The 23,803-nt window shown below is 37.8% G+C and carries 21 protein-coding genes; 17 read left to right on the top strand and 4 right to left on the bottom strand.

Annotated elements, in window-relative coordinates; all coding sequences use genetic code 11:
* Window positions 1-22: 22 nt before the first annotated feature.
* Complete coding sequence (gene fadL / locus GTH25_RS11770; RefSeq protein WP_075670558.1) at window positions 23-1,384, bottom strand: long-chain fatty acid transporter FadL; 1,362 nt, start codon at window positions 1,382-1,384, stop codon at window positions 23-25.
* A gap of 345 nt (window positions 1,385-1,729) precedes the next feature.
* On the opposite strand from fadL, the gene GTH25_RS11765 reads away from it, so the two are divergent.
* The 4 genes from GTH25_RS11765 (at window position 1,730) to sixA (ending at window position 6,583) form a co-directional block, all read left to right on the top strand.
* Window positions 1,730-2,026 (top strand): YfcZ/YiiS family protein, encoded by a 297-nt coding sequence (locus tag GTH25_RS11765; protein ID WP_075670560.1) that lies wholly within the window; start codon window positions 1,730-1,732, stop codon window positions 2,024-2,026.
* A gap of 234 nt (window positions 2,027-2,260) precedes the next feature.
* The gene (fadI, locus tag GTH25_RS11760; protein WP_164530588.1) at window positions 2,261-3,565 is read left to right on the top strand and encodes an acetyl-CoA C-acyltransferase FadI; all 1,305 of its coding nucleotides are present in this window, start codon (window positions 2,261-2,263) and stop codon (window positions 3,563-3,565) included.
* Window positions 3,565-5,721: a fatty acid oxidation complex subunit alpha FadJ gene (gene fadJ, locus GTH25_RS11755; protein WP_075670564.1), complete on the top strand. Its 2,157-nt coding sequence runs from the start codon at window positions 3,565-3,567 to the stop codon at window positions 5,719-5,721. Before fadI ends, fadJ begins: the two co-directional genes overlap by 1 nt.
* A gap of 388 nt (window positions 5,722-6,109) precedes the next feature.
* The gene (sixA, locus tag GTH25_RS11750) at window positions 6,110-6,583 is read left to right on the top strand and encodes a phosphohistidine phosphatase SixA (RefSeq protein WP_075670568.1); all 474 of its coding nucleotides are present in this window, start codon (window positions 6,110-6,112) and stop codon (window positions 6,581-6,583) included.
* 89 nt (window positions 6,584-6,672) lie between these two features.
* Here the strand turns inward: sixA and smrB are convergent, their stop codons facing one another.
* The gene (smrB, locus tag GTH25_RS11745; RefSeq protein WP_075670570.1) at window positions 6,673-7,215 is read right to left on the bottom strand and encodes an endonuclease SmrB; all 543 of its coding nucleotides are present in this window, start codon (window positions 7,213-7,215) and stop codon (window positions 6,673-6,675) included.
* Between the two features lie 590 nt (window positions 7,216-7,805).
* Between smrB and prmB the strand changes: the two genes are divergently transcribed.
* The 7 genes from prmB (at window position 7,806) to GTH25_RS11710 (ending at window position 13,755) form a co-directional block, all read left to right on the top strand.
* Complete coding sequence (prmB, locus tag GTH25_RS11740) at window positions 7,806-8,738, top strand: 50S ribosomal protein L3 N(5)-glutamine methyltransferase (protein ID WP_159241934.1); 933 nt, start codon at window positions 7,806-7,808, stop codon at window positions 8,736-8,738.
* An 84-nt stretch (window positions 8,739-8,822) separates the two neighbouring features.
* On the top strand, window positions 8,823-9,908 hold the full coding sequence (gene aroC, locus GTH25_RS11735) for a chorismate synthase (RefSeq protein ID WP_075670574.1): 1,086 nt from the start codon (window positions 8,823-8,825) through the stop codon (window positions 9,906-9,908).
* A 167-nt stretch (window positions 9,909-10,075) separates the two neighbouring features.
* Complete coding sequence (locus GTH25_RS11730; RefSeq protein WP_099659393.1) at window positions 10,076-10,876, top strand: sulfite exporter TauE/SafE family protein; 801 nt, start codon at window positions 10,076-10,078, stop codon at window positions 10,874-10,876.
* Window positions 10,877-10,893: 17 nt separating this feature from the next.
* A complete protein-coding gene (locus GTH25_RS11725) occupies window positions 10,894-11,448 on the top strand; it encodes an elongation factor P hydroxylase (protein WP_088495095.1) in 555 nt (184 codons plus the stop codon).
* A 152-nt stretch (window positions 11,449-11,600) separates the two neighbouring features.
* Entirely contained in the window at window positions 11,601-11,873 is a 273-nt protein-coding gene (locus GTH25_RS11720; RefSeq protein WP_164530587.1) for a YfcL family protein, read from the top strand.
* 327 nt (window positions 11,874-12,200) lie between these two features.
* Window positions 12,201-13,097 carry a cupin domain-containing protein gene (locus GTH25_RS11715; RefSeq protein WP_164530586.1) on the top strand — a complete coding sequence of 299 codons (897 nt, stop codon included), beginning with the start codon at window positions 12,201-12,203 and terminating at the stop codon, window positions 13,095-13,097.
* A 109-nt stretch (window positions 13,098-13,206) separates the two neighbouring features.
* Complete coding sequence (locus tag GTH25_RS11710) at window positions 13,207-13,755, top strand: GNAT family N-acetyltransferase (protein WP_159241935.1); 549 nt, start codon at window positions 13,207-13,209, stop codon at window positions 13,753-13,755.
* A gap of 88 nt (window positions 13,756-13,843) precedes the next feature.
* On the opposite strand, the gene mnmC is transcribed toward GTH25_RS11710, so the two are convergent.
* Complete coding sequence (gene mnmC / locus GTH25_RS11705) at window positions 13,844-15,892, bottom strand: bifunctional tRNA (5-methylaminomethyl-2-thiouridine)(34)-methyltransferase MnmC2/FAD-dependent 5-carboxymethylaminomethyl-2-thiouridine(34) oxidoreductase MnmC1 (RefSeq protein WP_099659395.1); 2,049 nt, start codon at window positions 15,890-15,892, stop codon at window positions 13,844-13,846.
* 205 nt (window positions 15,893-16,097) lie between these two features.
* On the opposite strand from mnmC, the gene fabB reads away from it, so the two are divergent.
* Window positions 16,098-17,309 carry a beta-ketoacyl-ACP synthase I gene (fabB, locus tag GTH25_RS11700; protein WP_075670586.1) on the top strand — a complete coding sequence of 404 codons (1,212 nt, stop codon included), beginning with the start codon at window positions 16,098-16,100 and terminating at the stop codon, window positions 17,307-17,309.
* Window positions 17,310-17,871: 562 nt separating this feature from the next.
* On the opposite strand, the gene GTH25_RS11695 is transcribed toward fabB, so the two are convergent.
* On the bottom strand, window positions 17,872-18,792 hold the full coding sequence (locus GTH25_RS11695; protein WP_075670588.1) for a DMT family transporter: 921 nt from the start codon (window positions 18,790-18,792) through the stop codon (window positions 17,872-17,874).
* A gap of 121 nt (window positions 18,793-18,913) precedes the next feature.
* Here GTH25_RS11695 and GTH25_RS11690 point away from each other — a divergent pair, with 121 nt between their 5' ends.
* From GTH25_RS11690 to GTH25_RS11670, 5 genes are all read left to right on the top strand, one after another.
* Entirely contained in the window at window positions 18,914-19,696 is a 783-nt protein-coding gene (locus GTH25_RS11690) for an AraC family transcriptional regulator (protein WP_164530585.1), read from the top strand.
* A gap of 149 nt (window positions 19,697-19,845) precedes the next feature.
* Window positions 19,846-20,973 carry a 4-phosphoerythronate dehydrogenase PdxB gene (pdxB, locus tag GTH25_RS11685; RefSeq protein ID WP_075670592.1) on the top strand — a complete coding sequence of 376 codons (1,128 nt, stop codon included), beginning with the start codon at window positions 19,846-19,848 and terminating at the stop codon, window positions 20,971-20,973.
* A gap of 45 nt (window positions 20,974-21,018) precedes the next feature.
* Complete coding sequence (locus GTH25_RS11680) at window positions 21,019-22,029, top strand: aspartate-semialdehyde dehydrogenase (RefSeq protein ID WP_075670594.1); 1,011 nt, start codon at window positions 21,019-21,021, stop codon at window positions 22,027-22,029.
* Entirely contained in the window at window positions 22,029-22,913 is an 885-nt protein-coding gene (gene truA, locus GTH25_RS11675) for a tRNA pseudouridine(38-40) synthase TruA (protein WP_075670596.1), read from the top strand. Before GTH25_RS11680 ends, truA begins: the two co-directional genes overlap by 1 nt.
* 24 nt (window positions 22,914-22,937) lie before the next feature.
* The gene (locus GTH25_RS11670) at window positions 22,938-23,639 is read left to right on the top strand and encodes a DedA family protein (protein WP_075670598.1); all 702 of its coding nucleotides are present in this window, start codon (window positions 22,938-22,940) and stop codon (window positions 23,637-23,639) included.
* Window positions 23,640-23,803: the final 164 nt, after the last annotated feature.

The following is a 23,803-nucleotide window of genomic DNA, read 5'->3' as shown; positions in this document are numbered from 1 at the left end:
GTATAAAAAGCACAGTGAGAAATTAGAAACGGTAGTTAAAATTCATACCGTATAACCATGCTTTACCTGATGATTCAAACTCATATGCAGGTAATGGTAAATCTTCAGATAATTTCTCTTTGATTGTGACTTTTTTACCGTGCATATATGCTAAGCCAACATCAACAGACATATCTTTGTTAAATGCGTAGGTTGCCCCTGCACTTAACCAGAAACGGTCTTGGTCTGGAATAGAGATTGAGCGTTTATCAGCAGGAACAGGGCTGTCATCAAAAGCAATACCAGTACGGAATGTCCAGTTATCATCGTGATAATAGGTTGTACCTAAAGCGACACGCCATGCATCACGGAAGCCTTCTTCTTTCTTGAAGAGTTGCTGACCATCACTCTTACGAGTGGCTCTTAGCTCTTCGAAAGCACTCCAGCTTGTATAAGCGAAGTTATAGTGAACCGCCCATTTTGGTGCAACGCGGTGATAAGCGGCAAATTCCCAAATTTCAGGTAGGTTAAGGTCAAGTTTACCTTTAATGGTTTCACCGTTAGTGCCTACAATTCCCATTCCTTCGAGTTGTGGAATTGAACGTAGGTCACTTTGGTACTCACCGTCTTTAAATTTGACTTTCACTTTAGAACGGTAAGTGAAACTAATACGGTTACCTTCATCAAATTCATATAATAAACCGGCGTTCCAACCAAAGCCCCATGCATCACCCTTCAATTGAGCAAAGCGGTCACTTGGCGATAGGCTTGATAAATATTTACCTAATCCTTGATATTGAGGGTTTGAGCTATTTGATAATTTGGAACCTAAAACTTTACCTGCTTCACCCACATGACGAGTAATTTCAGCATCAGCATAAAGGGCATTTAACCCTAAACCAACACTAAATTGATTATTTACTCGATAACCTGCACTTAAGTTTAAGTTCATGGTTTTTAAATCGGTTTTACCACCGATGAGTCCTGCAGGATAATCGCTTGGAAAATCTGTTGCTAAACCAAAGTTTGTGGTACCTGATGCACCAATCGCCCATTTATCATTAATAGGGGCAACAAAGTGGATATTAGGGACTAATGCACTTGGTGCGATATCTTTTGCAGTGGTATCAGTGCCAGTGAGAGGTGATTTACCTTTAACATCAACGCCTGGATTAATAAGGATAGCACCGACAGAGAATTCAGGGCGATCGAACATGGTAAGTGCAGCTGGGTTACGGCTACCTACGCTTGCGTCATCGGCGATAACGCCTTCCCCTGAAAATGCACGCCCTAGTGCTGAAGTAGAATATTCATTTAACTGAAAACCGGCAGCGCCTGCTTGAGAGGAAATTGCTCCTACAATGGCAGCTAGTGCTGTGCGAGTAAACAGGTTTTTACGGTTCATGACCTAAACCCTCATAATTTTTTTAAGTTAGTAACTTCTGATTAGAAGCGCTGGATTTTAGGTGCGGTTGTCGTTATGACAAATCAGACCAGTTGATTAAGTATAAAGTTGATTACTCCAAATGTTGCAAGTATGTTTTGAAAATATTTCCATTTAGATTCAATAATTGAGATTTGGTTAACATATTTTTCACAAAATATGCCAATAAAGATGTTTTTGATTGTTAAATAAACAGAATAATCAATTATTTTTGTAAAATTGTAATAAAATTTGAGCTAAAGCAGTTTATTTTATTTTTTTGCGATTATGATAGATAATTAACATTTCTTTCGTTGGGAGACTAAAATGGCAGACGCAATTAATCGTTGTAGTGCAGAAGAAACCGCTGCTTGCTGTTGTGTAGATGTGGGTACTATTATTGACAATAAGAATTGCACAGCGTCATATCAGCATGTCTTCGCTGATAAAGCACAAGCGCAAGCAATGTTAGATCAACTTAGTGCAAAAGCACAATCTATCGCTTCAGAGCCTTGCAAAATCGATCAACAATTTGCTGACGTTGATGGTGGTGTTCAACTTACCGCTGATTTTACATTCTCTTGTGAAGCAGAAAACCTAATTTTCCAGTTAGGATTACGTTAATCCTCTGAAATTAATAGATTTAAGGCTGTTGAAATTCGACAGCCTTTTTTATATCTCTCGTTCACCCCATTCTCTTTTCTATCATTATTGTTAAGTTTCAGACATTTAATCGAAATATTGAGCGCTAACTCCCACTTCTCGTAAAATGACGTTTCTGAAAGGTGAAATTTTTGTTAACACTATTATCAGGTCAGACCTCTTTGGTGTTAGGAAATCATTTTGTCAGGAGCCGTTATGAAGTCATCAACGAACAGTGCTATGAAAGATCGCATCGCCATTATCAGCGGGCTACGCTTACCTTTTGCTAAACAAGCGACTGCGTATCGAGGAGTACCTGCAGTTGAATTAGGGCGTTCAGTGGTTCAAGAATTAGTGACTCGCAATGAAATTCTTCCCGAAATTATTGATCAACTTGTTTTCGGTCAAGTGGTTCAAATGCCAGAGGCACCTAACATTGCCAGAGAAATTGTTCTTGGCGCAGGGTTAAGTGTAAAAACTGATGCTTATAGTGTAACAAGAGCATGTGCAACAAGCTTTCAGGCGATTGCTAATGTTGCTGAAAGCATGATGGCTGGACATGTTTCTGTCGGTATTGCTGGTGGTGCAGACTCTTCTTCAGTTTTGCCTATCGGCGTTAGTAAAAAGCTTGCGGATGTTTTATTAAGCCTTAATAAGGCCAAATCATTAGGTCAGAAATTAAGTTATTTAAGCCAATTACGATTTCGTGATCTCCTTCCTGTGGCACCCGCAGTTGCTGAATATTCAACGGGGTTGCGTATGGGAGATACAGCGGAGCAAATGGCAAAGACTTATCATATTTCCAGAGTTGCTCAAGATGAATTAGCGCATCGTTCTCATCAATTAGCAACGAAAGCATGGGAAATGGGTAAATTAGATGATGAAGTCATGACTGCGTTTTTCCCACCTTACAAAGAAGGTTTTCATCAAGATAACAATATTCGTAAAAATTCAGTTCTTGATTCTTATGCCAAACTCAAACCAGCCTTTGATCGTCGCCATGGTAGTGTCACTGCCGCAAACAGTACGCCATTAACCGATGGCGCAGCCGCTGTATTAATGATGAAAGAATCTGTTGCCAAAAGTCTCGGTTATCAGCCTTTAGGTTATTTGCGTAGTTATGCTTTTACAGCGACAGATGTTTGGAAAGATATGCTATTGGGACCATCATATGCCACACCACTTGCGCTTTCTCGCGCTGGTCTTGCATTGAGTGATTTAACGTTAATTGATATGCATGAAGCTTTTGCTGCACAAACATTAAGCAATTTGACACTATTTGCCAGTGAGCGTTTTGCTAAAGAGCAACTAGGATTATCCAAGGCGATTGGAGAAGTGGATATGGATAAATTTAATGTGCTAGGCGGTTCTATTGCTTATGGGCACCCATTTGCAGCGACTGGCGCAAGAATGGTCACACAGACACTACATGAGCTTAAACGTCGAGGTGGAGGATTTGGGTTAACCACTGCTTGTGCGGCTGGTGGATTAGGTGCAGCGATGATTTTGGAGGTGGAATAATGGAACAACAAACAACACTAGAAAAATCATCTGTTTTTCAATTCTCAGTTCGTAATGACAAAGTAGGCATTATCACTATTGATGTTATTGGTGAAAAAGTAAACACACTAAAAGCAGAGTTTGTACAGCAGTTTCAAGATGTTTTAAAGCAGGCTCAGCAACACTCCGGTGTAAAAGGATTGATTATCACTTCGGGTAAAACAGACAGTTTTATTGCGGGTGCGGATATCTCCATGATTGCGGGTTGTAAAACCAAAGAAGAAGCGAGTGCATTAGCAAAAGCAGGGCAGGATCTTTTTACGCAACTTGAAAATTACCCATTGCCTGTTGTAGCGGCTATCAATGGTGCATGCCTTGGTGGAGGGCTTGAATTAGCCTTAGCCTGTCATGGACGAATTTGTTCTGATAATAATAAAACACGTTTAGGGCTTCCTGAAGTGCAACTTGGATTACTACCAGGCTCTGGCGGAACTCAACGTTTACCTCGTCTTATTGGTGTGACATCTGCGTTAGATATGATTTTAACGGGTAGACAAATTAATGCGAAACGAGCCTTAAAATTAGGTCTTGTAAACGATGTTGTCTCACAAGATATTCTATTAGAAGTTGCAGCTAAATGGATTTTATCAGGTAAAAAAGATCAGAAAAAACATTCGATAATGGATCGCTTTTGGGCAAATACGACTTTAGGTAGAAATATACTGTTTGGGCAAGCAAAAAAACGCACATTAGCTAAGACGAAAGGCCACTATCCAGCTGCAGAGCGTATTCTTCATGTTATTGAACGAGGCCTTGAGAAAGATATTCAAACAGGTTTTAAAGAAGAGGCTAATGCGTTTGGTGAACTAGCGATGACACCCGTTTCATCGGCATTAAGACATCTCTTTTTTGCCTCTACGGCACTTAAAAATGAAACTGGATCATCCGAAAAACCAGATAATTTACACCATATCGGTATTTTAGGTGGTGGATTAATGGGCGGTGGTATTGCTTTTGTGACTGTAACAAAAGGTAATTTACCAGCAAGAATTAAAGATATTAGCGATAAAGGAATTGCTCAGGCGCTTAATTATAGTTGGAAAGCGCTTTCAGCCAAAGTAAGCAAAAAAAGGTTATCTCCACGCGAACGTCAACGTCAAATGGGGCTACTCTCGGGTTCATTGGATTATAGCGGTTTTCATCAATCAAATATTATTGTTGAAGCGGTTTTTGAAGATCTGGCTTTAAAACAGAAAATGGTCGCAGATATCGAAGAAGTAGGAAAAGGTAAAATCATTTTTGCTTCAAATACCTCTTCACTTCCTATTCATAAAATTGCAGAAACAGCAAAATACCCAGAAAAAGTGATCGGGCTTCACTATTTTAGTCCAGTAGAAAAAATGCCTTTGGTTGAAGTTATTCCGCATGAAAATACCGATGAAAAAACTATTGCTACAACTGTAGCTTTTGCGAAAAAGCAGGGCAAGGTTGCAATAGTTGTTGGTGATAAACCAGGATTCTATGTTAACCGTATTCTTGCTCCTTATATCAGTGAAGCATTGACATGCTTAGTACAAGGAGAACCTATTGAGAATATTGATAAAGCACTTGTTCAGTTTGGTTTTCCCGTAGGGCCTATTCAGTTATTGGATGAAGTGGGTATCGATATTGGCACAAAAATAACACCAATATTAGTGAATGCATTTGGTGACAGATTTGCCTCTCCTCCTGCTGTGGATGCCATTATTGCTGATGATAGAAAAGGTCGTAAAAATGGACGAGGTTTTTATCTTTATGCAAAACATGCATTACCTTTTTCTTTAAGTAAAAATAAAAAACAGCCTGATCCGGCTATATATCGGTTATTACGAATTAAACCTAAAAGCCAATTATCTTCCTCTGAAATTACGGAGCGTTGTTTATTATTAATGTTAAATGAGGCCGTTCGTTGTTTAGATGAAAATATTATAAAGCAACCACGAGATGGTGATATTGGTGCTGTATTTGGTATCGGTTTTCCTCCTTTTTTTGGTGGTCCATTCCGTTATATGGACAGTATGGGAACAACAAAAGTGGCAGAAAAGCTCAATCAACTTGCCGATAAATACGGAGAAAAATATCGCCCTTGTGAGCGTTTAGTCGAAATGGCTAAACGAAATGAACGTTTTTACGATTAAGGTCATCACTTTACCATTGCTTTTTCCTTTTGTGACACTTGTTTTGATTGAGGCGCTTAGGCGCCTTTTTTCTTGTACTTTTTGCGTCAGATTAATAATTGATGAATTTTTAATGGAAAAAGAGGTCGAAAGTGTTAATGATAGCCAGATATGGCAAAATAGTTATTTGAAAATAAATTTAAAAACGAAATTTTTTAAAATAAAATTCTGAAAATGATGTTGATTTGTAAACCAACGGCATGATCTTAAAAAGATTAATAATGCTATTGCAATTAGGGTATTGAAGATTTTTATATGGGGATATATTGATTTAAACTGAATTAAATTAAGTATCTTAAAACTGTAAATACCAGTAATTACAAAAATAAAATAGGTTTGATAATTTACTATGCAAATTTTTATTATGCGCCACGGAGAAGCGGCTCTTGATGCTGCCAGTGATGCACTAAGACCACTGACTGAGCGTGGAAAAAGTGAATCAATAAAAATGGCTGAATGGATGATAAAGCAAGGACATATAATTGATTATGTTTTAGTCAGCCCTTATTTACGTGCTCAACAGACATTGGATGCAGTAAAAGCAGATTTAGCGCTCCCTAATAAAATAGAAACAGATGATGGACTTATCCCAGGAGGTAATCCTTCACATGTTGCACATTACTTACGTGCCTTGGGTGATACAGGATATAAAAATATTCTTGTTATTTCTCACTTACCTTTAGTGGGTTATGTTGTCGCTGAACTCTGCCCTGCGGTATGTGCTCCTATGTTTTCAACATCAACCATTGCCTGTGTTGATTTTGATTTATCAAAAGGTGCAGGGGAGTTGCTATGGCAAGTATCACCCTCAACATTGAAATAAAAATTTAAATCAACTAACTAAGTAAATAATTAACACCTTATTTCACCCGATAGGTGATTTAAGGGTTAATGCAATAGAATTTTTGAGGTTTAGCGGCGAGCAATATCGTCGTTTTCTACGAGTACTAATAATGCGGCATCACCTCCCCATTCTTTAGGGGCTTGATGAAAAGCAATTACATCAGGGTGTTGTGCTAACCAAAGAGGTGTTTGTTGTTTTAAAATATGTTTGCCATGCCCATGCATAATACAGGCACAATAAACATGCTCTCGTCTACATGCCGCAATCAATGCGCCAATCTCTTGTTTTGCAATTAACTGTGTTAATCCGTGCAAATCTAGAAAAAACTCAGGTACATAATCACCACGACGTAGCTTTTTTAATTCATAAGCATTAGCGCCTTCCCTTAAATAGCGCATTGGGCCTTCTGTGGCTAAGTTAGGCTGAAATTCATCTGAAAAATAATAAGAGGCATCAACTTGCTCTTGTTGCAGACGTTCAGGCGCGTAATGTGTCACTTTTTTACGTTTTGGCGAATGAAGTATTTTATCTTGAGGTAATTTCTTAGTACCTTTTATCATCTCCTGAAACAACTCAATTTCAGAAGGAGGTAATGAAAATTTTTTATTCATTTTTTACGATTCTTCATAGTGTTACTGTCTTTATAAGGCAATAGTACATGAAATAGTGTCAGAGATAAAAAAGTATAGGCCATAAATTTAGCGTAAAAAAAAGCAGGGAATTTACCCTGCCGAAATAGTCACATAGTTAGCAAATATAGGCTAGTTAATAAGTTGCTCTACTTATAATATCTGTGGAACATAAAATATTACTATATCTTCAGGTTTCGATAAAAAACGATAAAAAGATATTTAAATAGTCTTTTAAATTAGTTATTTGCTTTCAAGTGACTGCATATTGAATGAAAAACATCTATAGGCGCATTTTGGTACACAGTTAATTCTTTCATACTCTAAGTATGGTCTAGTTTCATTTTCTTGCTAATGAAAGTTAAATTAAAAGTATAAAACGCTAATCTTTATTTATGAATAGATCATAAATTTTGCTTTTGATTACCTGATTGAAGTTTAAAACCATAATAAGTGTATGGGTATGATCAAGATAATAATAATGTAGTGATGTTTTTTTATGGTTTCCCGCTGATTTATCGCAATCTTCATGGCAAACTACAGACTTTCTATTTCTTCAGAGGACAACAGTTTTGGATATAACACTAAAAGAGGAAGCGGTTGCTGATCTAAGCACGATCCTAGATATGTTACGTTGGGCTATGAGTCAGTTTAATTCATCTGATATTTACTATGGTCATGGCACAGATAACGCGTGGGATGAAGCATTACAGCTGGTATTACCAACCATTGCACTTCCTTTAGATATTCCAGATGCACTGTTATCAACCAAGTTAACAACTTCTGAAAAAATGGAAATTATTACGCTTATCGAAAGCCGTATTGAGCAAAAAATCCCAGTTCCTTATTTAACGCATAGCGCTTGGTTCTGTGGTCACGAATTTTATGTTGATGAGCGTGTTCTTATCCCACGCTCTCCTATTGGTGAATTAATTAATAATCATTTTGATGGTTTAATTCAGCAAGAACCAACTCGTATTCTTGATTTATGTACTGGAAGTGGCTGTATTGCTATTGCTTGTGCTCATGAATTTGAAGATGCTGAAGTTGATGCGGTTGATATTTCTGAAGATGCACTGGAAGTAGCTGAATTTAATATTGAAAACCACGGTTTAGTGCATCGTGTTTATCCAATGCAGTCAGATTTATTTAATGCCATTGTTCCAACACCTTACGATATTATTGTGACAAATCCTCCGTATGTTGATGTTGAAGATATGGGCGATTTACCTGATGAATACCAAGTTGAACCTGAGTTAGCATTAGCTTCAGGTATCGATGGTCTTGATATTACAAGACAAATTTTGCTAAAAGCGCCTGAATATCTGAGTGAAAAAGGTATTTTAGTGTGTGAAGTGGGTAATAGTATGGTTCATTTAATTGAGCAATTCCCTGAGATTCCATTTACATGGCTTGAGTTTGAAAATGGTGGACTCGGTGTCTTTATGCTGACTCGTGAACAGCTCATCGAATATTCAGCGTGTTTTTCTACTGATAAACATTGATGTAACAGCAATGAGACGGTAGATTGTTATTTATTACAAATAACATATTGATAACATCACACAGTAAAAGATAGGAATAAAGGGATGGCAGGAAACAGTATCGGACAATTATTCAGAGTCACTACTTTCGGTGAGTCTCATGGTATTGCATTAGGTTGCATTGTTGATGGTGTGCCTCCTGGATTACCTTTAACAGAAGCTGACTTACAAATTGATTTAGATAGACGTAGACCCGGAACATCGCGTTATACCACTCAACGCCGTGAACCTGATCAAGTACGCATTTTGTCAGGTGTATTTAATGGTGTTACAACAGGAACAAGCATTGGTTTATTGATTGAAAACACTGATCAACGCTCCCAAGATTACAGTGAAATCAAAGATGTTTTTCGCCCAGGTCATGCTGATTATACCTACGAGCAAAAATATGGTTTGCGTGATTATCGTGGTGGTGGGCGCTCTTCTGCACGAGAAACTGCAATGCGTGTTGCTGCTGGTGCAATCGCTAAAAAATACCTAAAAGAGAAAATGGGTATTGAAGTAAAAGGCTATCTTTCTCAGCTAGGCCCAATTACTTGTGATCTTGTTGATTGGTCTATCGTTGAAACCAACCCGTTTTTCTGCCCAGATCCTTCTCGTTTAGAAGCACTTGATGAATACATGCGTGCGCTTAAAAAAGAAGGCAATTCGATTGGTGCAAAAGTGACTGTGGTTGCAGAAGGTGTACCAGCCGGATTTGGTGAGCCTGTTTTTGACAGACTAGATGCAGATTTAGCACACGCGTTAATGAGTATTAATGCAGTTAAAGGAATTGAAATTGGTGATGGTTTTGGTGTTGTAACCTTAAAAGGCACTGAAAATAGAGATGAAATCACTAAAAATGGTTTTACTAGCAATCATGCAGGTGGCATTTTAGGTGGGATTAGCAGTGGTCAGCCTATTGTTGCTCATATCGCTTTAAAACCAACATCTAGCATTACTATTGCAGGAAAAACAATTAATCGTGATGGTGAAGAAGTCGATATGATAACCAGAGGTCGTCATGATCCTTGTGTGGGAATTCGCGCTATCCCTATTGCAGAAGCAATGATGGCAATTGTATTGCTCGATCATGCATTGCGCCAACGTGGTCAATGTGGTGATGTTGTACCTCCGCTAATGCAATGGTAATCATTCTACATCAATAACGTGGTCGATAAACTGTTGTAAGTTTGATGTTCGCTTTAAAGGTGTGAGCGCCTAATTTTATTATGCTCAGATCGTGTTGCTGTGGTTTTTTAAAATAATGAGATAAACACAGCAACGCGTCCTTCATTCCTAATAATTCGGATAGATAAATGGATTGGCTCTTTTCAGATGGCATCTACCTTCTTCTCTTCTGTGTTGCTTTAATCGCAGGTTTTATTGATTCAATAGCTGGTGGCGGTGGATTAATCACCATTCCAGCTTTGTTATCTGCGGGGATCCCGCCAGTTCAGGCTCTCGCAACAAATAAATTACAATCAGTAGGTGGCTCGTTCTCGGCTACGCTCTATTTTATACGTCGAAAGGTTATTGATTTAAAAGCGCAGCGATTTGCAATTTTAATGACTTTTATTGGTGCAGTTTCTGGTGCAATGTTAGTGCAGTTTATTAACCCCGAAATTCTTAAACAAGCGCTTCCTATTCTTACCATTGCCATTGGCCTCTATTTCCTTTTTACTCCATCAATAGGTGCTCAAGACAGTAAACAACGCATTGGTTACTATACTTTTGGGGCAATATTAGGCGGCGGTGTCGGTTTTTATGATGGTATTTTTGGACCAGGTACAGGTTCTTTTTTCGCTTTAGGTTATGTCATGTTACTTGGATATAATCTTTCAAAAGCGACTGCTCATGCTAAATTGCTCAACTTCACCTCTAATTTTGGCTCTTTACTGTTTTTTATTATTGGTGGACAGGTTATTTGGACTATTGGTTTAATTATGCTTTGTGGGCAATTTATTGGTGCTCGCTTAGGTGCAGGTTTAGTATTAACAAAAGGGCAAAAATTAATAAGACCTATGCTGGTCATTATCTCCTTTTTGATGAGTATCAAACTCATTCATGACAATCATGGCGATACTATTGCACTTTGGTTTTCTGCACTTTTTAATTAGGAATAGATGGTTTTTAAATGTCAGCACATCATTATCAACAGTTAATTGATATCTTTAATCAATGTTTTAGCGAAAGTTTTCAAACTCGTTTAGTTAAAGGGGATGATGAGCCGATTTATTTGCCTGCAAATGAAGAGACGCCTTATCACCAAATCATTTTTGCTCATGGCTTTTATGCCAGTGCTTTACATGAAATATCACATTGGTGTATTGCTGGAGAGGCTCGCCGCCAACAAGTTGATTATGGTTACTGGTATTGTCCAGATGGACGAGATGAAACCACTCAAGGACAGTTTGAAGTTGTAGAAATCAAACCTCAAGCATTAGATTGGTTATTTTGCCAAGCTGCTGGTTATCCTTTCAATGTCAGTTGTGACAATTTAGAAGGTAACTTTGAGCCTGATCGTTATGAGTTCAGAAATAAAGTTAGAGAACAAGTACTCGCTTATTTACGAGATAAAAACACGCCACCTCGTGCACAGCTATTTATTAATGCGTTACATTTGTTTTACAATACCCCAGAGCTAACCGAAGAGATGTTTCCTTATCAGGAAAATCCTTTAGTTAATTAAGGATTGCGAGAATAACTATCGCTTATCCACTGTGAAGGTTTTACCCTATAGGGTGGAGTCTGAAGTAGTAAGGTTGCTAGAACACATGTATTTATGCTCTGTTAATACAGGGTAGATATAAAAATAGCAACATTATATATTGAGGATAAATAATGCTTTCTGAGTATGAAGTGTACTTATTAGATAAAATTGACAGCCGTGTTGAACATGCCACTGATGATGAATTATTTGCAGGTGGATATTTACAAGGCCATATTACACTGGCTATTGCTGAACTTGAGCAAGAAAATAACACACAGTTAGAAGCGTTAAGAGCGCGTGTAGAAGAGAGCATTCAAAAGGCGATAAAAGCAGGTGAGCTTTCACCACCTGACCAAGCGTTAGTTTTATCTACTTGGCATGATTTAGTTAACTCAATTAATTAATCCTGCATGTCTTTTAAGAGAACAACCGGCATAAATCGGTTGTTTTTTCTTTCTTAATATCTTATTAAAATCACAGTCGTTGAGTCATATTTAAGATATTTACTGTTGAATTAGGTTGGTTTTTATACAAAAATTGATCTTTACTATTTATCAATTGTTTTTATTTGATTTTTCAAAGTCGATGTATCTCTCATTGATTAAGCATAATAGTGCTATCTTTTGTAACTCCTTGCCATTTCTGTAAAATTACTTTTAAATGTTTTTTAGGAATGTTTCTCGGGATGCAAATGATTTGCATAGAATATTTATGATAAGGATAACGATACGATGAAAAATTTCTTTAAAATAGGCCTACTGACTAGCGCAATTTTATTTTTATCGGCTTGTGATCAATTTGATTTATATAATAAAAAAAATAAGTTTTACTACAGTAATCCAAGCGAAAAAGTCATTAGTTTTAGTGTCGATGATAAAGAATATCAGGTTGAACCGGGTAAAAATGGTTATATAACGCTGTCACCTGGTGAGCATAGTTTAAAAGATAGTGCCGGTAATGATGCTCGATTTATGGTTTATGACCAGAATAATGGTGGCATACTAAATCCTGATAATTTTATGTATTACACTCTTTCAGAAGTTTATGCAGTAAAGGGAAAAACAGATCAATTTAAACCTGTCGATTACCCCGTTATTATTAATGGTTATGAATTTGAACTTCCAGTGCGTAGCACTAATGCCACATTAATCGATGGTAATATCTTTCAGTGTACTTATGCCTTAGGCGAACCATTTCCTAATGAAATCCGCACTCGCAATAAAAATAATAATGGTGGCATAAAAAATAAATGCTTTGATAAACCAGAATTTATTAAATATATTTCAGCGGAATACAACAAAGACTTAGAGCCTTTTACTCAAGAAGATGAATATAACGATTCTGTTAATCTGGATTTAGACTATATGTTACCGACAGCAGAATTTACTGATCCTGATATTCAAGCTGAAGCAGAAGAGCTTGTTTCATTATTAAATCAAGTTCAAGAAAGTGAAGATCCGAAGATCCATAACAGACTAAAAGATAAACTTCATAAGGCGACACTTGCTGTTGTTAGCGCTTATAGTAACCGTGTGGTGAAGGATTCAGTGGAAGACAATATATACTATAATCGTTTTATTATAGAGACTCAGAAGTTTCAATCTTACGGTATATTACCTAAAGATTAACGACTTAAAAAATAAGAAGCTGTTTAAGTATTAACATAAGCCATCCAACAGGATGGCTTTTTAATAAATTAAGCATAAAAGTATAAAAACACCTAAGCTGGAAACAGAGATGACAACAACACAAAACAAAATAAAAAATAACGATATTACGATCCGTCAAACACAAATCGATGATGCCACTACATTGCCTGCTATTGAGCAATCAGCAGGACAGCTCTTTAGTACTTTAGAAGACTTACGTTGGATAAGTGAAAGTGGCGTACAAAGTGTTGAAAAACATTTAGCGTTTATTGATCAGCAAGGGCATTGGGTAGCAGTTACTAGTGATAACGAACCAGTTGGTTTTATCATGACGACTGATTTACCAGAAAGCTTATTTATCCATGAGCTCTCAGTGAGCCAAGATTGGCAAAATAGGGGAATTGGTAAGTTACTTATTCAAAAAGTAAAAGATGAAGCAAAAGTACATAAGTTTGACTCTGTTACGTTGACAACATTTCGCCATGTTCCTTGGAATGCACCGTATTATCAACGTTTAGGTTTTTCTATTTTGTCAGAAAGCGAGATCCCTCATTCTTTGCAAGAAATCTTAGACGATGAAGTGGAAAGAGGGGGTTTTGTAAAAGAAACGCGCTGTGCAATGAAGTTTGAGGTTTAGCTTCTCTTTGGAAATGGTGATCTCGGGTATAATAGTAAGATAATAAAAAAGTAAAAAAATAAGCAACCGAGGTTGGTTGCTTATACATTTATTCCACTTCAATCGGCTTTCCACGCAGTAATGGTCTTACCCAAAAACGATTAGGGTGTAAGGCATTCAACACATTATCTTCAACTGGAAACGGTTCGCCAAATATTTGGCTTGCAAGAATTTCAGCCGATAAAGGTGCCGAACACAATCCACGAGAGCCTAATGCACTGATAATATAAAGTTGATGATAAGCAGGGGCTAAAGCTGGCGTTTGTTTTCTACGTTTAAATCTATCTAAATGTGTGTATGCCACTCGTAGTTTTTCAAAATCAGGTACTTCACCTAATAACGGTAAGTGATCGCGTATAGTACAACGAATACCTACTCGAGCTTCATTTCGACTAAAATCAACGTCTTTAACCCAAGAGGCTTTTGCTAAACATTGTGTAAGATGAGCTTGGTTATTTTCTTGCTCTTGCGTTGAGACTGCTAAATCTAATCTATCGCGACGAAAGCTTGCTCCCACACAATGCAAATTATCTTGGTGATCAACAGGAGTGAAATAGCCATCATAACAAAGCACAGTTTTTAGTTTTGATAATGTCTTTGTTGTTGAAATATGGCTAACTTGCCCTCTAACTGCGCTAATAGGTAATTTTTCACTTTGAGTAAAGTCTGTTATTCGATGCCCATTTGCCAAAATAACGCAATCATGTTGTGATTGAAATTGTGTTGTACTTTTTCCATCGTGATGAACAACCTTTAAGTGCCAAGATGCTTCTTGTGCACTTATTTGAGTAACTTGATGATTAAATCGCAATGTTAATCCTAATTGTTCAGCATATTTTAATGTATTGATTGTGAGTTCAGTCGGTGAAAGCCAGCCCGCTTGTGGGTAAAACAAAGCATCATAATTAACGTCTAATCCACTGATATTATTGACTTCGTCTTCATCGAGGTAACACGCTATTTGAGTAAATGGTATGGAGTTATCGATAATTCGCTGTACTTTTTTACGAATTTTTTCGTTATAAATAATTTGAGCAACGCCAGACCATTGATGTGAAAAAGGAATACCTGCTTTACTTAGGTTGTCATAAGTGCGATGAGCAAATAAAAATGCGTTTGTAAAAAATTGTTCTAGTTCATCGGATTTGCCATTAAGTAAAGGATATAACACACCTTGTCGATTACCTGAGGCATTAGTTGCGGGTTGGTTATCTTCACAATACAAGGTGACACTGGCACCTCTTTTTAGGCAGGAAAGCGCGGTAAATGTACTGGCAATGCCACCGCCTATAATTGCAATGTTCTGTGCTTTGGTTGCACTTGGTCTGGCATAGTAAGGGAGAAATTCAGGAGATGGGGGATGTGGAAAAACACCTGTCAGCATCTCTCTTTTTTGGCCAAATCCTTTGATTTTATTTATCTCAAAACCAACACTTTGCAAACCTCGCTTGACAATCCCTGCGGCAGTAAACGTTGCAAATGTACCGTTTTCCCGCATTGAATCAGCCATCGATTGAAAGAGAGTTTCGCTCCACATTTGTGGGTTTTTAGAAGGCGCAAAACCATCTAAGAACCAAGCATCCACTTTATTATGTAGTGCTTGGCGAGTTTGGGGTAACAAGATATTGATATCACCAAACCATAAATCCAGTGTAATTGCTCCATCAGCAAGAATAATGCGATGGCAACCTGCAATGGCTAATGGCCATTGAGAACAAAGTGCTTGTGAATATTTTTCCAGTTCAGGCCAATGGCAATGTGCAGATTGTAAGTCACTTTTTGTAAGAGGGAATTTCTCGAAACTAACATAATGAAGACGTTTTAAACGAGAGTCAGGGGATGTTTGCCTAAATTGATCGAAAGCTTGCCACAGTGTTAAAAAATTAAGCCCAGTACCAAATCCTGTTTCTGCGATAACACATTCAGAGCGTACATGTGTACCAAAACGTGATGGAAAATAATTTCCATGCAAGAACACATGTCGAGTTTCTTCTAGACCGTCTTGGTTTGAAAAGTAAATATCGCCAAATTGTTCAGAGATAGGTGTACCAAGTTCATTCCAACTTAAAGACGCAGTATTTATCGGGCTATTATTCACGGAACTGCCTGTATTTCTCGAAAAAATTAACTAATATCTTAGCGCCGTTAGGTTGCTTGTGCCAGCCTTAAAGGGGAAAGTGTTTTATTAGCTTATCTGTATTTTTGTAAAAAAGATCCTGATCGGACTTGTTCGGCGTACAACTGTACGCTAAAGTGCTACTCAGAAATCCCGCAGCTACAACTATTATTGTAAAGAGGTATGAATGAAGCGCGCAGTGATCACGGGTCTGGGTATTGTTTCGAGCATTGGTAATAACCAGAAAGAAGTGCTGGATTCTTTAAAAGAAGGTCGTTCCGGGATAACTTTCTCAGAAGAATTTAAAGAGATGGGGCTTCGTAGCCACATTTGGGGCAACGTTAAGCTTGATACTGAAGGTCTTATTGACCGTAAAATCCGCCGTTTTATGAGCGACGCATCGGTTTATGCCTATTTATCTATGCAAGAGGCGATAGCTGATTCAGGTCTGACTGAAGACCAAGTTTCTAATATTCGTTCTGGCTTAGTCGTTGGTTCTGGTGGTGGTTCTCCACGTAACCAAGTCCAAGGTTCTGATGGCATGAGAGCAAAAGGTCTACGTGGCGTAGGCCCTTATATGGTAACTCGTGCAATGGCATCAGGTGTTTCAGCTTGTTTAGCAACACCTTTCAAAATTAAAGGCGTTAACTATTCAATTAGTTCAGCTTGTTCAACATCGGCTCACTGTATTGGTCACGCTGTTGAGCTTATCCAATTAGGCAAACAAGATGTTGTATTTGCTGGTGGTGGTGAAGAGTTAAGTTGGGAAATGACCTGCGAATTTGACGCAATGGGCGCACTCTCAACTAAATATAACGAAACTCCAACCAAAGCTTCTCGTACTTACGATAAAAACCGTGATGGTTTTGTTATCGCAGGTGGTGGCGGTATTGTGGTTGTTGAAGAGCTAGAACACGCATTAGCGCGTGGTGCACATATCTATGGTGAAGTCGTAGGTTATGGCGCAACGTCTGATGGTGCAGACATGGTTGCTCCTTCAGGCGAAGGTGCGGTGCGTTGTATGCAAATGGCGATGCAAGGTGTTGATAAAGTTGATTATATCAATACACACGGTACTTCAACGCCAGTTGGTGATCTAAAAGAGCTTGAAGCTATCACAGAAGTGTTTGGCTCGCATACACCAGCTATCTCAGCAACAAAAGCAATGACTGGTCATTCATTAGGTGCGGCTGGCGTGCATGAAGCAATTTATAGCTTACTGATGTTAGAGCATGGATTTATTGCACCAAGCATCAATATTGAAGAATTAGACGATAAAGCAATGGGTATGAACATCATTACTCAACCAACAGAACAGAAACTGGAGACTGTAATGTCAAATAGCTTTGGTTTTGGTGGTACAAATGCTTCACTAGTCATGAGTAAATATAAAAAATAGTTAGATATACTTATATTTTCTTATTAAAAAAAGCAGGCTTCATTAAAATGGAGTCTGCTTTTTTATTTTAAATTTATTATGCATAATAATTTATTCTTCTAATAAAGATATCTTTCGAATAAAAATCATTAAAAAAAGATTATATAAATAACGGTTAAAAATACCGTTCCTAATAGTTACTCATTTTATTATTCTAATAAAATAGACTGCTTTTGTTAATTTATTGTTTATATTGAGAAAATTAAATTAGGTTTATTTTATTTCAATCGTTTAATTTAATTTTACCCAAAACCATTAAATGTTTTGTTTTATATAGGGTTAGGATAATGGAAAGGTTGAATAAGACAAAAAGAGCGTAAAAAATTGATCTGGATTATTTTATTACAAATAAATAGGAGCTATTTAATATAAAAGTTGGTAATGTTTGCCACGGATACTTGTATTACTTTATATTTTATACTTTGATTTCTTGTGTCAGTTTTATTTATTAAACCTAACATTATGAATGTGACCGGCTAAGAATTTAGCCGGCATTTTTTATTGTTGTCTTTTTGACATTGACTCACATCTCCTGGCGACAATCTGCTTTTTTCTGAGCAGACTGACGTCGGAAATTCAGTGGCGTTCTGAGTTGTTGCACTAAGAGCACGCCAAGTAACACAATACCACCCCCCACTAAGTGATAACTATGCATTTCTTCACCAAGAAGCGCGATAGCGATCATTGCAGTAAATAATGGCATTAGGTTCATAAAAATAGAGGTCGTATTTGCACCTAATTTCATCACACCTAAAATCCACAAATAAGGTGCAAGAATAGAAGCACCGATACCTGCGAAGACAACTAATCCAATATTATCTTTTGTTAACGCAACACTCTCGGCAAGAAAGAAGTTTGGCAATAATAACAGAACACCAAATCCAATTTGCACATAAAGTGATTGCCAGTTAGGTAGTGTAATTGACCAGCGTTTTGTTAATACGCCATAGAGGGCGTATGACGCCGAAGCAATAAACATCATCAGTTCACCATAACCCAAACCTTGGGAAAGCAACTGAGAAGGTTCGCCACGGCTAATTAGCCAAACTAAGCCACTAATTGAAAGTACTGTGCCTAAAACAATACCTACTGTTGGTACAACACGTAAAACAAAAATACTAATGATAACGGTTAATAATGGGATGAGAGAGTTCAAAATCCCCATAAATGTTGCACTAACATAATGCGCCGCATAATAAGCTAAACTTTGGTACATCACCATCCCCAATGCACCAAGAATAAATAATTTCCACCAATATTGTTTGACGGTTTTACGATGATGCCAAACTGGCATGATCAAAAAAGGAGTCATAATTAAAAAGGCGAGGAACCAACGATAAAAAGAGATTGCAGCAGGATCGATAACAGACGCGGCTGCTTTATTAACGACTGCATTAATGGACCAGATTAGCACCGCTAAAAGCGGAAAAATTGCGTTTTTCATTATTCTCACATCTATTTTTAAACCAGGTTGCTATTGTAAGCCTGTCTGATTAGATATATATAATGAAAACCAGACAAGTGATAGGCCAATAAAGACAACATGACAAGAGAACAACATAAAGATGACAATTGAACAACAAAAAATGCAATGGTTATTGTCTGATCCAGATACGGTTAGATTTCGCGATGAGCAACTATTAGCTGAAACAGAGTTTGTTTATCACCAACATGATTTTGGTCAGCTACTTTATGTAATTTCTGGTGTTATGGATTTAGAAGCTGGGGGACAGCGATTTTTGGCGCCACCAGAGTTTAGTGTATGGATCCCCAAAAATGTAGGGCATACCAGTTACAATAAAAAAACGCTCTCTTTTAAGGTGCTAGATATCGCGCCAAATTGGTGTGAAGGATTGTTAGATAAACCTTGTTTGATTCAATTGAGTGCTATTTTTTCAACCATATTTTCTGACTTTTTCCATCGTGGTGTGTGTAAACCACAAACAGAAGAAGATTTTCGCTTAGCCCAAGTACTGATTGATCAACTTAAAGCTTCACCAATACATCATACTTATTTACCTTCCTCTAAAGATAAATTACTTGCCCCTATACTTTCTGTGTTAGAGCAAAATCCGGCAGATAACACCTCGTTAGAAGAATGGGCTAAAAAACGTTATACCTCAGAAAGAACACTTTCTCGTCGTTGTCAACAGGAATTAGGTATGTCTTTTAGCGAATGGCGTAAACGCCTACGCTTTTTACATGCAATTTCTTTATTAGAGCAAGGAAAAAGTGTGAATGAAATTGCATTTGATGTGGGATATAGCTCCTCGTCTTCATTTATTGCGATGTTTCAACAGTTTGCCGGCACAACACCAGAACGTTTTCGTCGATTACCCAATTGTTAAGCCTTCTTTTCATATATTTACTTAAAATCTAGGCGGATTTTACTGTCAATAATAGGCTTTGCTGTGAATAAGTGGCAAAATAGACCGCTTAATTTTGTTTTTCGATTGATTGCTTACATACATAAACACCAAATCAGTGAGATAACACCGTGAAAATTCTGGTTGATGAAAATATGCCTTATGCGGAACAACTTTTCCGCCAATTAGGTGAGGTAAAAGCTGTTTCTGGTCGCCCATTACCTACTGATGAGCTTAATGATTCTGATGCCTTAATGGTGAGATCAATTACCAAAGTCAATGAATCCTTATTATCAGGCAAGCCAGTGAAATTTGTTGGAACTGCGACTGCGGGTTTCGACCATGTCGATATTGCATGGTTAGAGCAACAACAAATTGGTTTTTCATCTGCCCCAGGTTGTAATGCTATAGCGGTTGTTGAATACGTATTTTCTGCACTGATGATGCTAGCAGAGCAAGATAGCTTTCAATTAACCGATAAAGTTGTCGGTATTGTTGGTGTGGGAAATGTGGGGGGGCGATTAGCAACACGCCTTCGTGCATTAGGTGTAAATGTTTTACTTTGCGATCCACCAAGAGCGGATAATGGTGATGATGAAGAATTTCACCCATTAGAAACATTGTTAGAAAAAGCAGATATTCTAACCTTCCATACACCTCTCAATAAATCAGGCCCATACAAAACTTATCATTTAATAAATGAGAGCAATCTCGAAAAATTACCTGAAGGACGCATTTTAATTAATGCGAGTCGTGGCGAAGTTGTTGATAATCAAGCATTATTGTCTGTACTTAAGAACGGCAAATCCTTACGTGTTATATTGGATGTTTGGGAGCCAGAGCCAGATCTTTCCATTGATTTATTAAATAAAGTTGATATCGCAACACCGCATATTGCAGGTTATACCTTAGAAGGTAAGGCACGCGGCACAACTCAAGTTTTTGAAGCTTATTGTGATTTTATTGGTCAACCTCAACATGTTGAATTATCAACATTGTTACCTGCGCCTACTATTTCTACCATTTCTGTGCAAGGTGAGTTAACACAAACACTTTTAAAACAACTTATTCATCTTGTTTATGATGTGCGTCGTGATGATGCTCCATTACGAAAAGTGGCAGGAATAAAAGGGGAGTTTGATAAGTTACGCAAATTTTACCCTGTACGCCGTGAGTGGTCTTCACTACACGTTATTTGTGACAATCAAACCACTGTCGACACATTAAATGCAATAGGCTTTAGCGCTACACACAAATAAAGCAAAATATTATTTTAAAAATTTTATGGTATTGGAGGATATCTTATGGGAGAAGGTTGGAATATTGCAGTTGTTGGTGCAACAGGTGCTGTTGGTGAAGCGATTTTAGAACTGCTACAAGAGCGTGAATTTCCCATTGGTGAATTAACAGCAATCGCAAGTGAAGATAGCATTGGGAAATCAGTGCGTGTAAACAGCAAAAGTGTTGCAGTTCAAGGTATTCACAATATCGAATGGGCTGATATTCAATTAGCTTTCTTTGCTGCTCCAGCAGAGATCAGCGCGCAATATGCACAACAAGCGGCTGATGCTGGCTGTATTGTCATTGATTGTAGTGGCATCTTTGCAATGGATTGGGATGTACCATTAGTTGTTCCGGGCGTGAACAGCGCAATGCTTGCGGAATACCGTACTCGTAATATTGTTTCGATTGCAGATAGTATGGTGAGCCAATTATTACGTGCCATTAATCCATTAACAGAATCTGCGGGTTTAACGCGCCTTAGTGTGACAAACTTAATGTCAGTTTCTCGTTTTGGAAAACAAGCCGTAGATGAACTGGCAGGTCAAAGTGCTCGCCTACTTAATGGTATTCCTCCTGAATTAGGTCGTTTTAATAAACAGTTAGCATTTAACATTTTACCTTTAATGGTTGATGACGAAGGCTCTATACAAGAAGAGCGTCGCATGGTTGACCAAATTCGTAAAATTCTACAAGACGAAGGCTTGCCAATCTCTGTTACTACACTGCAAGCGCCTGTTTTCTATGGTAATGCACAGTCGGTACAATTAGAAACTTCACGCCCAATGGGTAGTGATGAAGCGCGTGAAACATTACAAGAAAATGAAGATCTTAATATCAGTGATGAAAATGATTTTCCAACTCAAGTCACCGATGCATCAGGTAATGTGAGCTTAAATTTAGGTTGTTTCCGTAATGATTATGGTATGCCAGAAGCTTTACAATTCTGGTCAGTCGCAGATAACGTGCGCTTTGGTGGGGCATTAATGGCTGTCGAAGTAGCAGAGCAATTAATGCAGGAGCAGTTTTACTAATGAATGCGCAAGTGAGTGCTGAAGTAACAGAACAACCTTTGACTGAGTCAGCGGTTACTTCTGAAAGCACAACAATCAAAATTGCTCTAGGCGTTGAATATGATGGTAGTCGTTATTATGGCTGGCAACGCCAAAATGAAGTGCGTAGTGTACAAGAACGGTTAGAAAAAGCACTTTCACAAGTGGCTAATGAACCTGTATCTGTATTTTGTGCGGGAAGAACTGACGCTGGAGTACATGCAACGGGGCAAGTTGTCCATTTTGAAACAACTGCACACCGTAAAGATCCCGCTTGGACAATGGGCGTTAACACTCATTTACCTGCGGATATCGCAATACGTTGGGTAAAAACAGTTTCTGATGATTTTCACGCTCGCTTTAGTGCAACGGCAAGACGTTATCGCTATGTGATTTTTAATCATCGTTATCGTCCTGCTATCTTGTCATCTGGAGTGACACATTTTCATTATCCTTTAGACGCTGAACGTATGCACCAAGCAGCGCAATGTTTACTGGGGGAAAATGATTTTACCTCTTTTAGGGCTGTCCAATGCCAATCGCGAACGCCGTGGCGTAACGTTATGCATGTTAATGTTTCTCGATATGGTGACTATGTTGTTGTGGATATTAAAGCGAATGCTTTTGTTCATCATATGGTGAGAAATATTGTTGGCAGCCTTTTAGAAATAGGGTGTGGCAATCAGGGTATTACTTGGATGGCTGAATTATTAGCCTTAAAAGACAGAACTAAAGCTGCGGCAACAGCTAAAGCGAATGGATTGTATCTGGTTTCTGTGGATTATCCTGATCATTTTGAATTACCAAAACCTGCAATGGGCCCATTATTTTTAGCGGATAGTCCTATTGAGATATCTCAATCATAAAGACACCCAGTTTTCTGAGGATTTATGGAAATATTAACACAATTTGTTGATTTAATTAAATTTCTAATTGATTTCATTTTACATATTGATGCGCATTTAGCCGAGCTTGTTGCACAATATGGCACGTGGGTCTATGCCATTTTGTTTCTGATTGTTTTCTGTGAAACGGGGTTGGTGATAACACCATTTTTACCTGGTGATTCATTGCTATTTGTTGCTGGTGCTTTAGCTTCTTTAGATACCAATGATGTAAATGTCCATATTATTGTTTTACTGTTGCTTTGCGCCGCTATTTTAGGTGATGCCGTTAACTATTCTATTGGGCGACTTTTTGGTGAAAAACTATTTAGTAAGCCGGATTCAAAGATTTTCCGTCGTGAATATTTAGATAAAACTCATGCTTTTTATGAAAAGCATGGTGGTAAAGCGATAATTTTGGCAAGATTCGTGCCGATTATCCGAACTTTTGCGCCATTCGTTGCAGGAATGGGTAAAATGTCATATCGTCATTTTGCCTTTTACAATGTTACTGGGGCAATTGCATGGGTACTGTTATTTACTTATGCAGGATACTTTTTTGGTGACTTAGATATAGTTCAAAAGAACTTAAAATTGCTAATTGTTGCCATTATTGTTATTTCTATTTTACCGGGCGTTATTGAGATCTTACGCCACCGCAGAGCGAGTGCAAAAGCAAAGAAAGAAAGTGATAACAAAGAGGTTTGAGCAGTTATCATAAGTTTTTGCCGTAGAATAGCCATAATAAAGAGATGCGCTGAAATTCAGTAAGCGGTATCATCATAAACTTTGCTAACCACACAGCCAGTGCATTGTGGTTGATACGCTAACAATAATTTTACTGGCGAAGGTCAGATTCAGACGAAAAGGTC

Source organism: Proteus terrae subsp. cibarius, from assembly GCF_011045835.1.
In the GTDB taxonomy this organism is placed as follows: Bacteria; Pseudomonadota; Gammaproteobacteria; order Enterobacterales; family Enterobacteriaceae; genus Proteus; species Proteus cibarius.
This window is presented reverse-complemented; position numbering and strand designations above follow the sequence as displayed.

Excerpts from the sequence above, each read along its gene's own strand:
- fadL (WP_075670558.1), bottom strand. The coding sequence starts at position 1,384 with ATGAACCGTAAAAACCTGTTTACTCGCACAGCACTAGCTGCCATTGTA.
- GTH25_RS11765 (WP_075670560.1), top strand. The coding sequence starts at position 1,730 with ATGGCAGACGCAATTAATCGTTGTAGTGCAGAAGAAACCGCTGCTTGC.
- fadI (WP_164530588.1), top strand. The coding sequence starts at position 2,261 with ATGAAGTCATCAACGAACAGTGCTATGAAAGATCGCATCGCCATTATC.
- fadJ (WP_075670564.1), top strand. The coding sequence starts at position 3,565 with ATGGAACAACAAACAACACTAGAAAAATCATCTGTTTTTCAATTCTCA.
- sixA (WP_075670568.1), top strand. The coding sequence starts at position 6,110 with ATGCAAATTTTTATTATGCGCCACGGAGAAGCGGCTCTTGATGCTGCC.
- smrB (WP_075670570.1), bottom strand. The coding sequence starts at position 7,215 with ATGAATAAAAAATTTTCATTACCTCCTTCTGAAATTGAGTTGTTTCAG.
- aroC (WP_075670574.1), top strand. The coding sequence starts at position 8,823 with ATGGCAGGAAACAGTATCGGACAATTATTCAGAGTCACTACTTTCGGT.
- GTH25_RS11730 (WP_099659393.1), top strand. The coding sequence starts at position 10,076 with ATGGATTGGCTCTTTTCAGATGGCATCTACCTTCTTCTCTTCTGTGTT.
- GTH25_RS11725 (WP_088495095.1), top strand. The coding sequence starts at position 10,894 with ATGTCAGCACATCATTATCAACAGTTAATTGATATCTTTAATCAATGT.
- GTH25_RS11720 (WP_164530587.1), top strand. The coding sequence starts at position 11,601 with ATGCTTTCTGAGTATGAAGTGTACTTATTAGATAAAATTGACAGCCGT.
- GTH25_RS11715 (WP_164530586.1), top strand. The coding sequence starts at position 12,201 with ATGAAAAATTTCTTTAAAATAGGCCTACTGACTAGCGCAATTTTATTT.
- GTH25_RS11710 (WP_159241935.1), top strand. The coding sequence starts at position 13,207 with ATGACAACAACACAAAACAAAATAAAAAATAACGATATTACGATCCGT.
- fabB (WP_075670586.1), top strand. The coding sequence starts at position 16,098 with ATGAAGCGCGCAGTGATCACGGGTCTGGGTATTGTTTCGAGCATTGGT.
- GTH25_RS11695 (WP_075670588.1), bottom strand. The coding sequence starts at position 18,792 with ATGAAAAACGCAATTTTTCCGCTTTTAGCGGTGCTAATCTGGTCCATT.
- GTH25_RS11690 (WP_164530585.1), top strand. The coding sequence starts at position 18,914 with ATGACAATTGAACAACAAAAAATGCAATGGTTATTGTCTGATCCAGAT.
- GTH25_RS11680 (WP_075670594.1), top strand. The coding sequence starts at position 21,019 with ATGGGAGAAGGTTGGAATATTGCAGTTGTTGGTGCAACAGGTGCTGTT.
- truA (WP_075670596.1), top strand. The coding sequence starts at position 22,029 with ATGAATGCGCAAGTGAGTGCTGAAGTAACAGAACAACCTTTGACTGAG.
- GTH25_RS11670 (WP_075670598.1), top strand. The coding sequence starts at position 22,938 with ATGGAAATATTAACACAATTTGTTGATTTAATTAAATTTCTAATTGAT.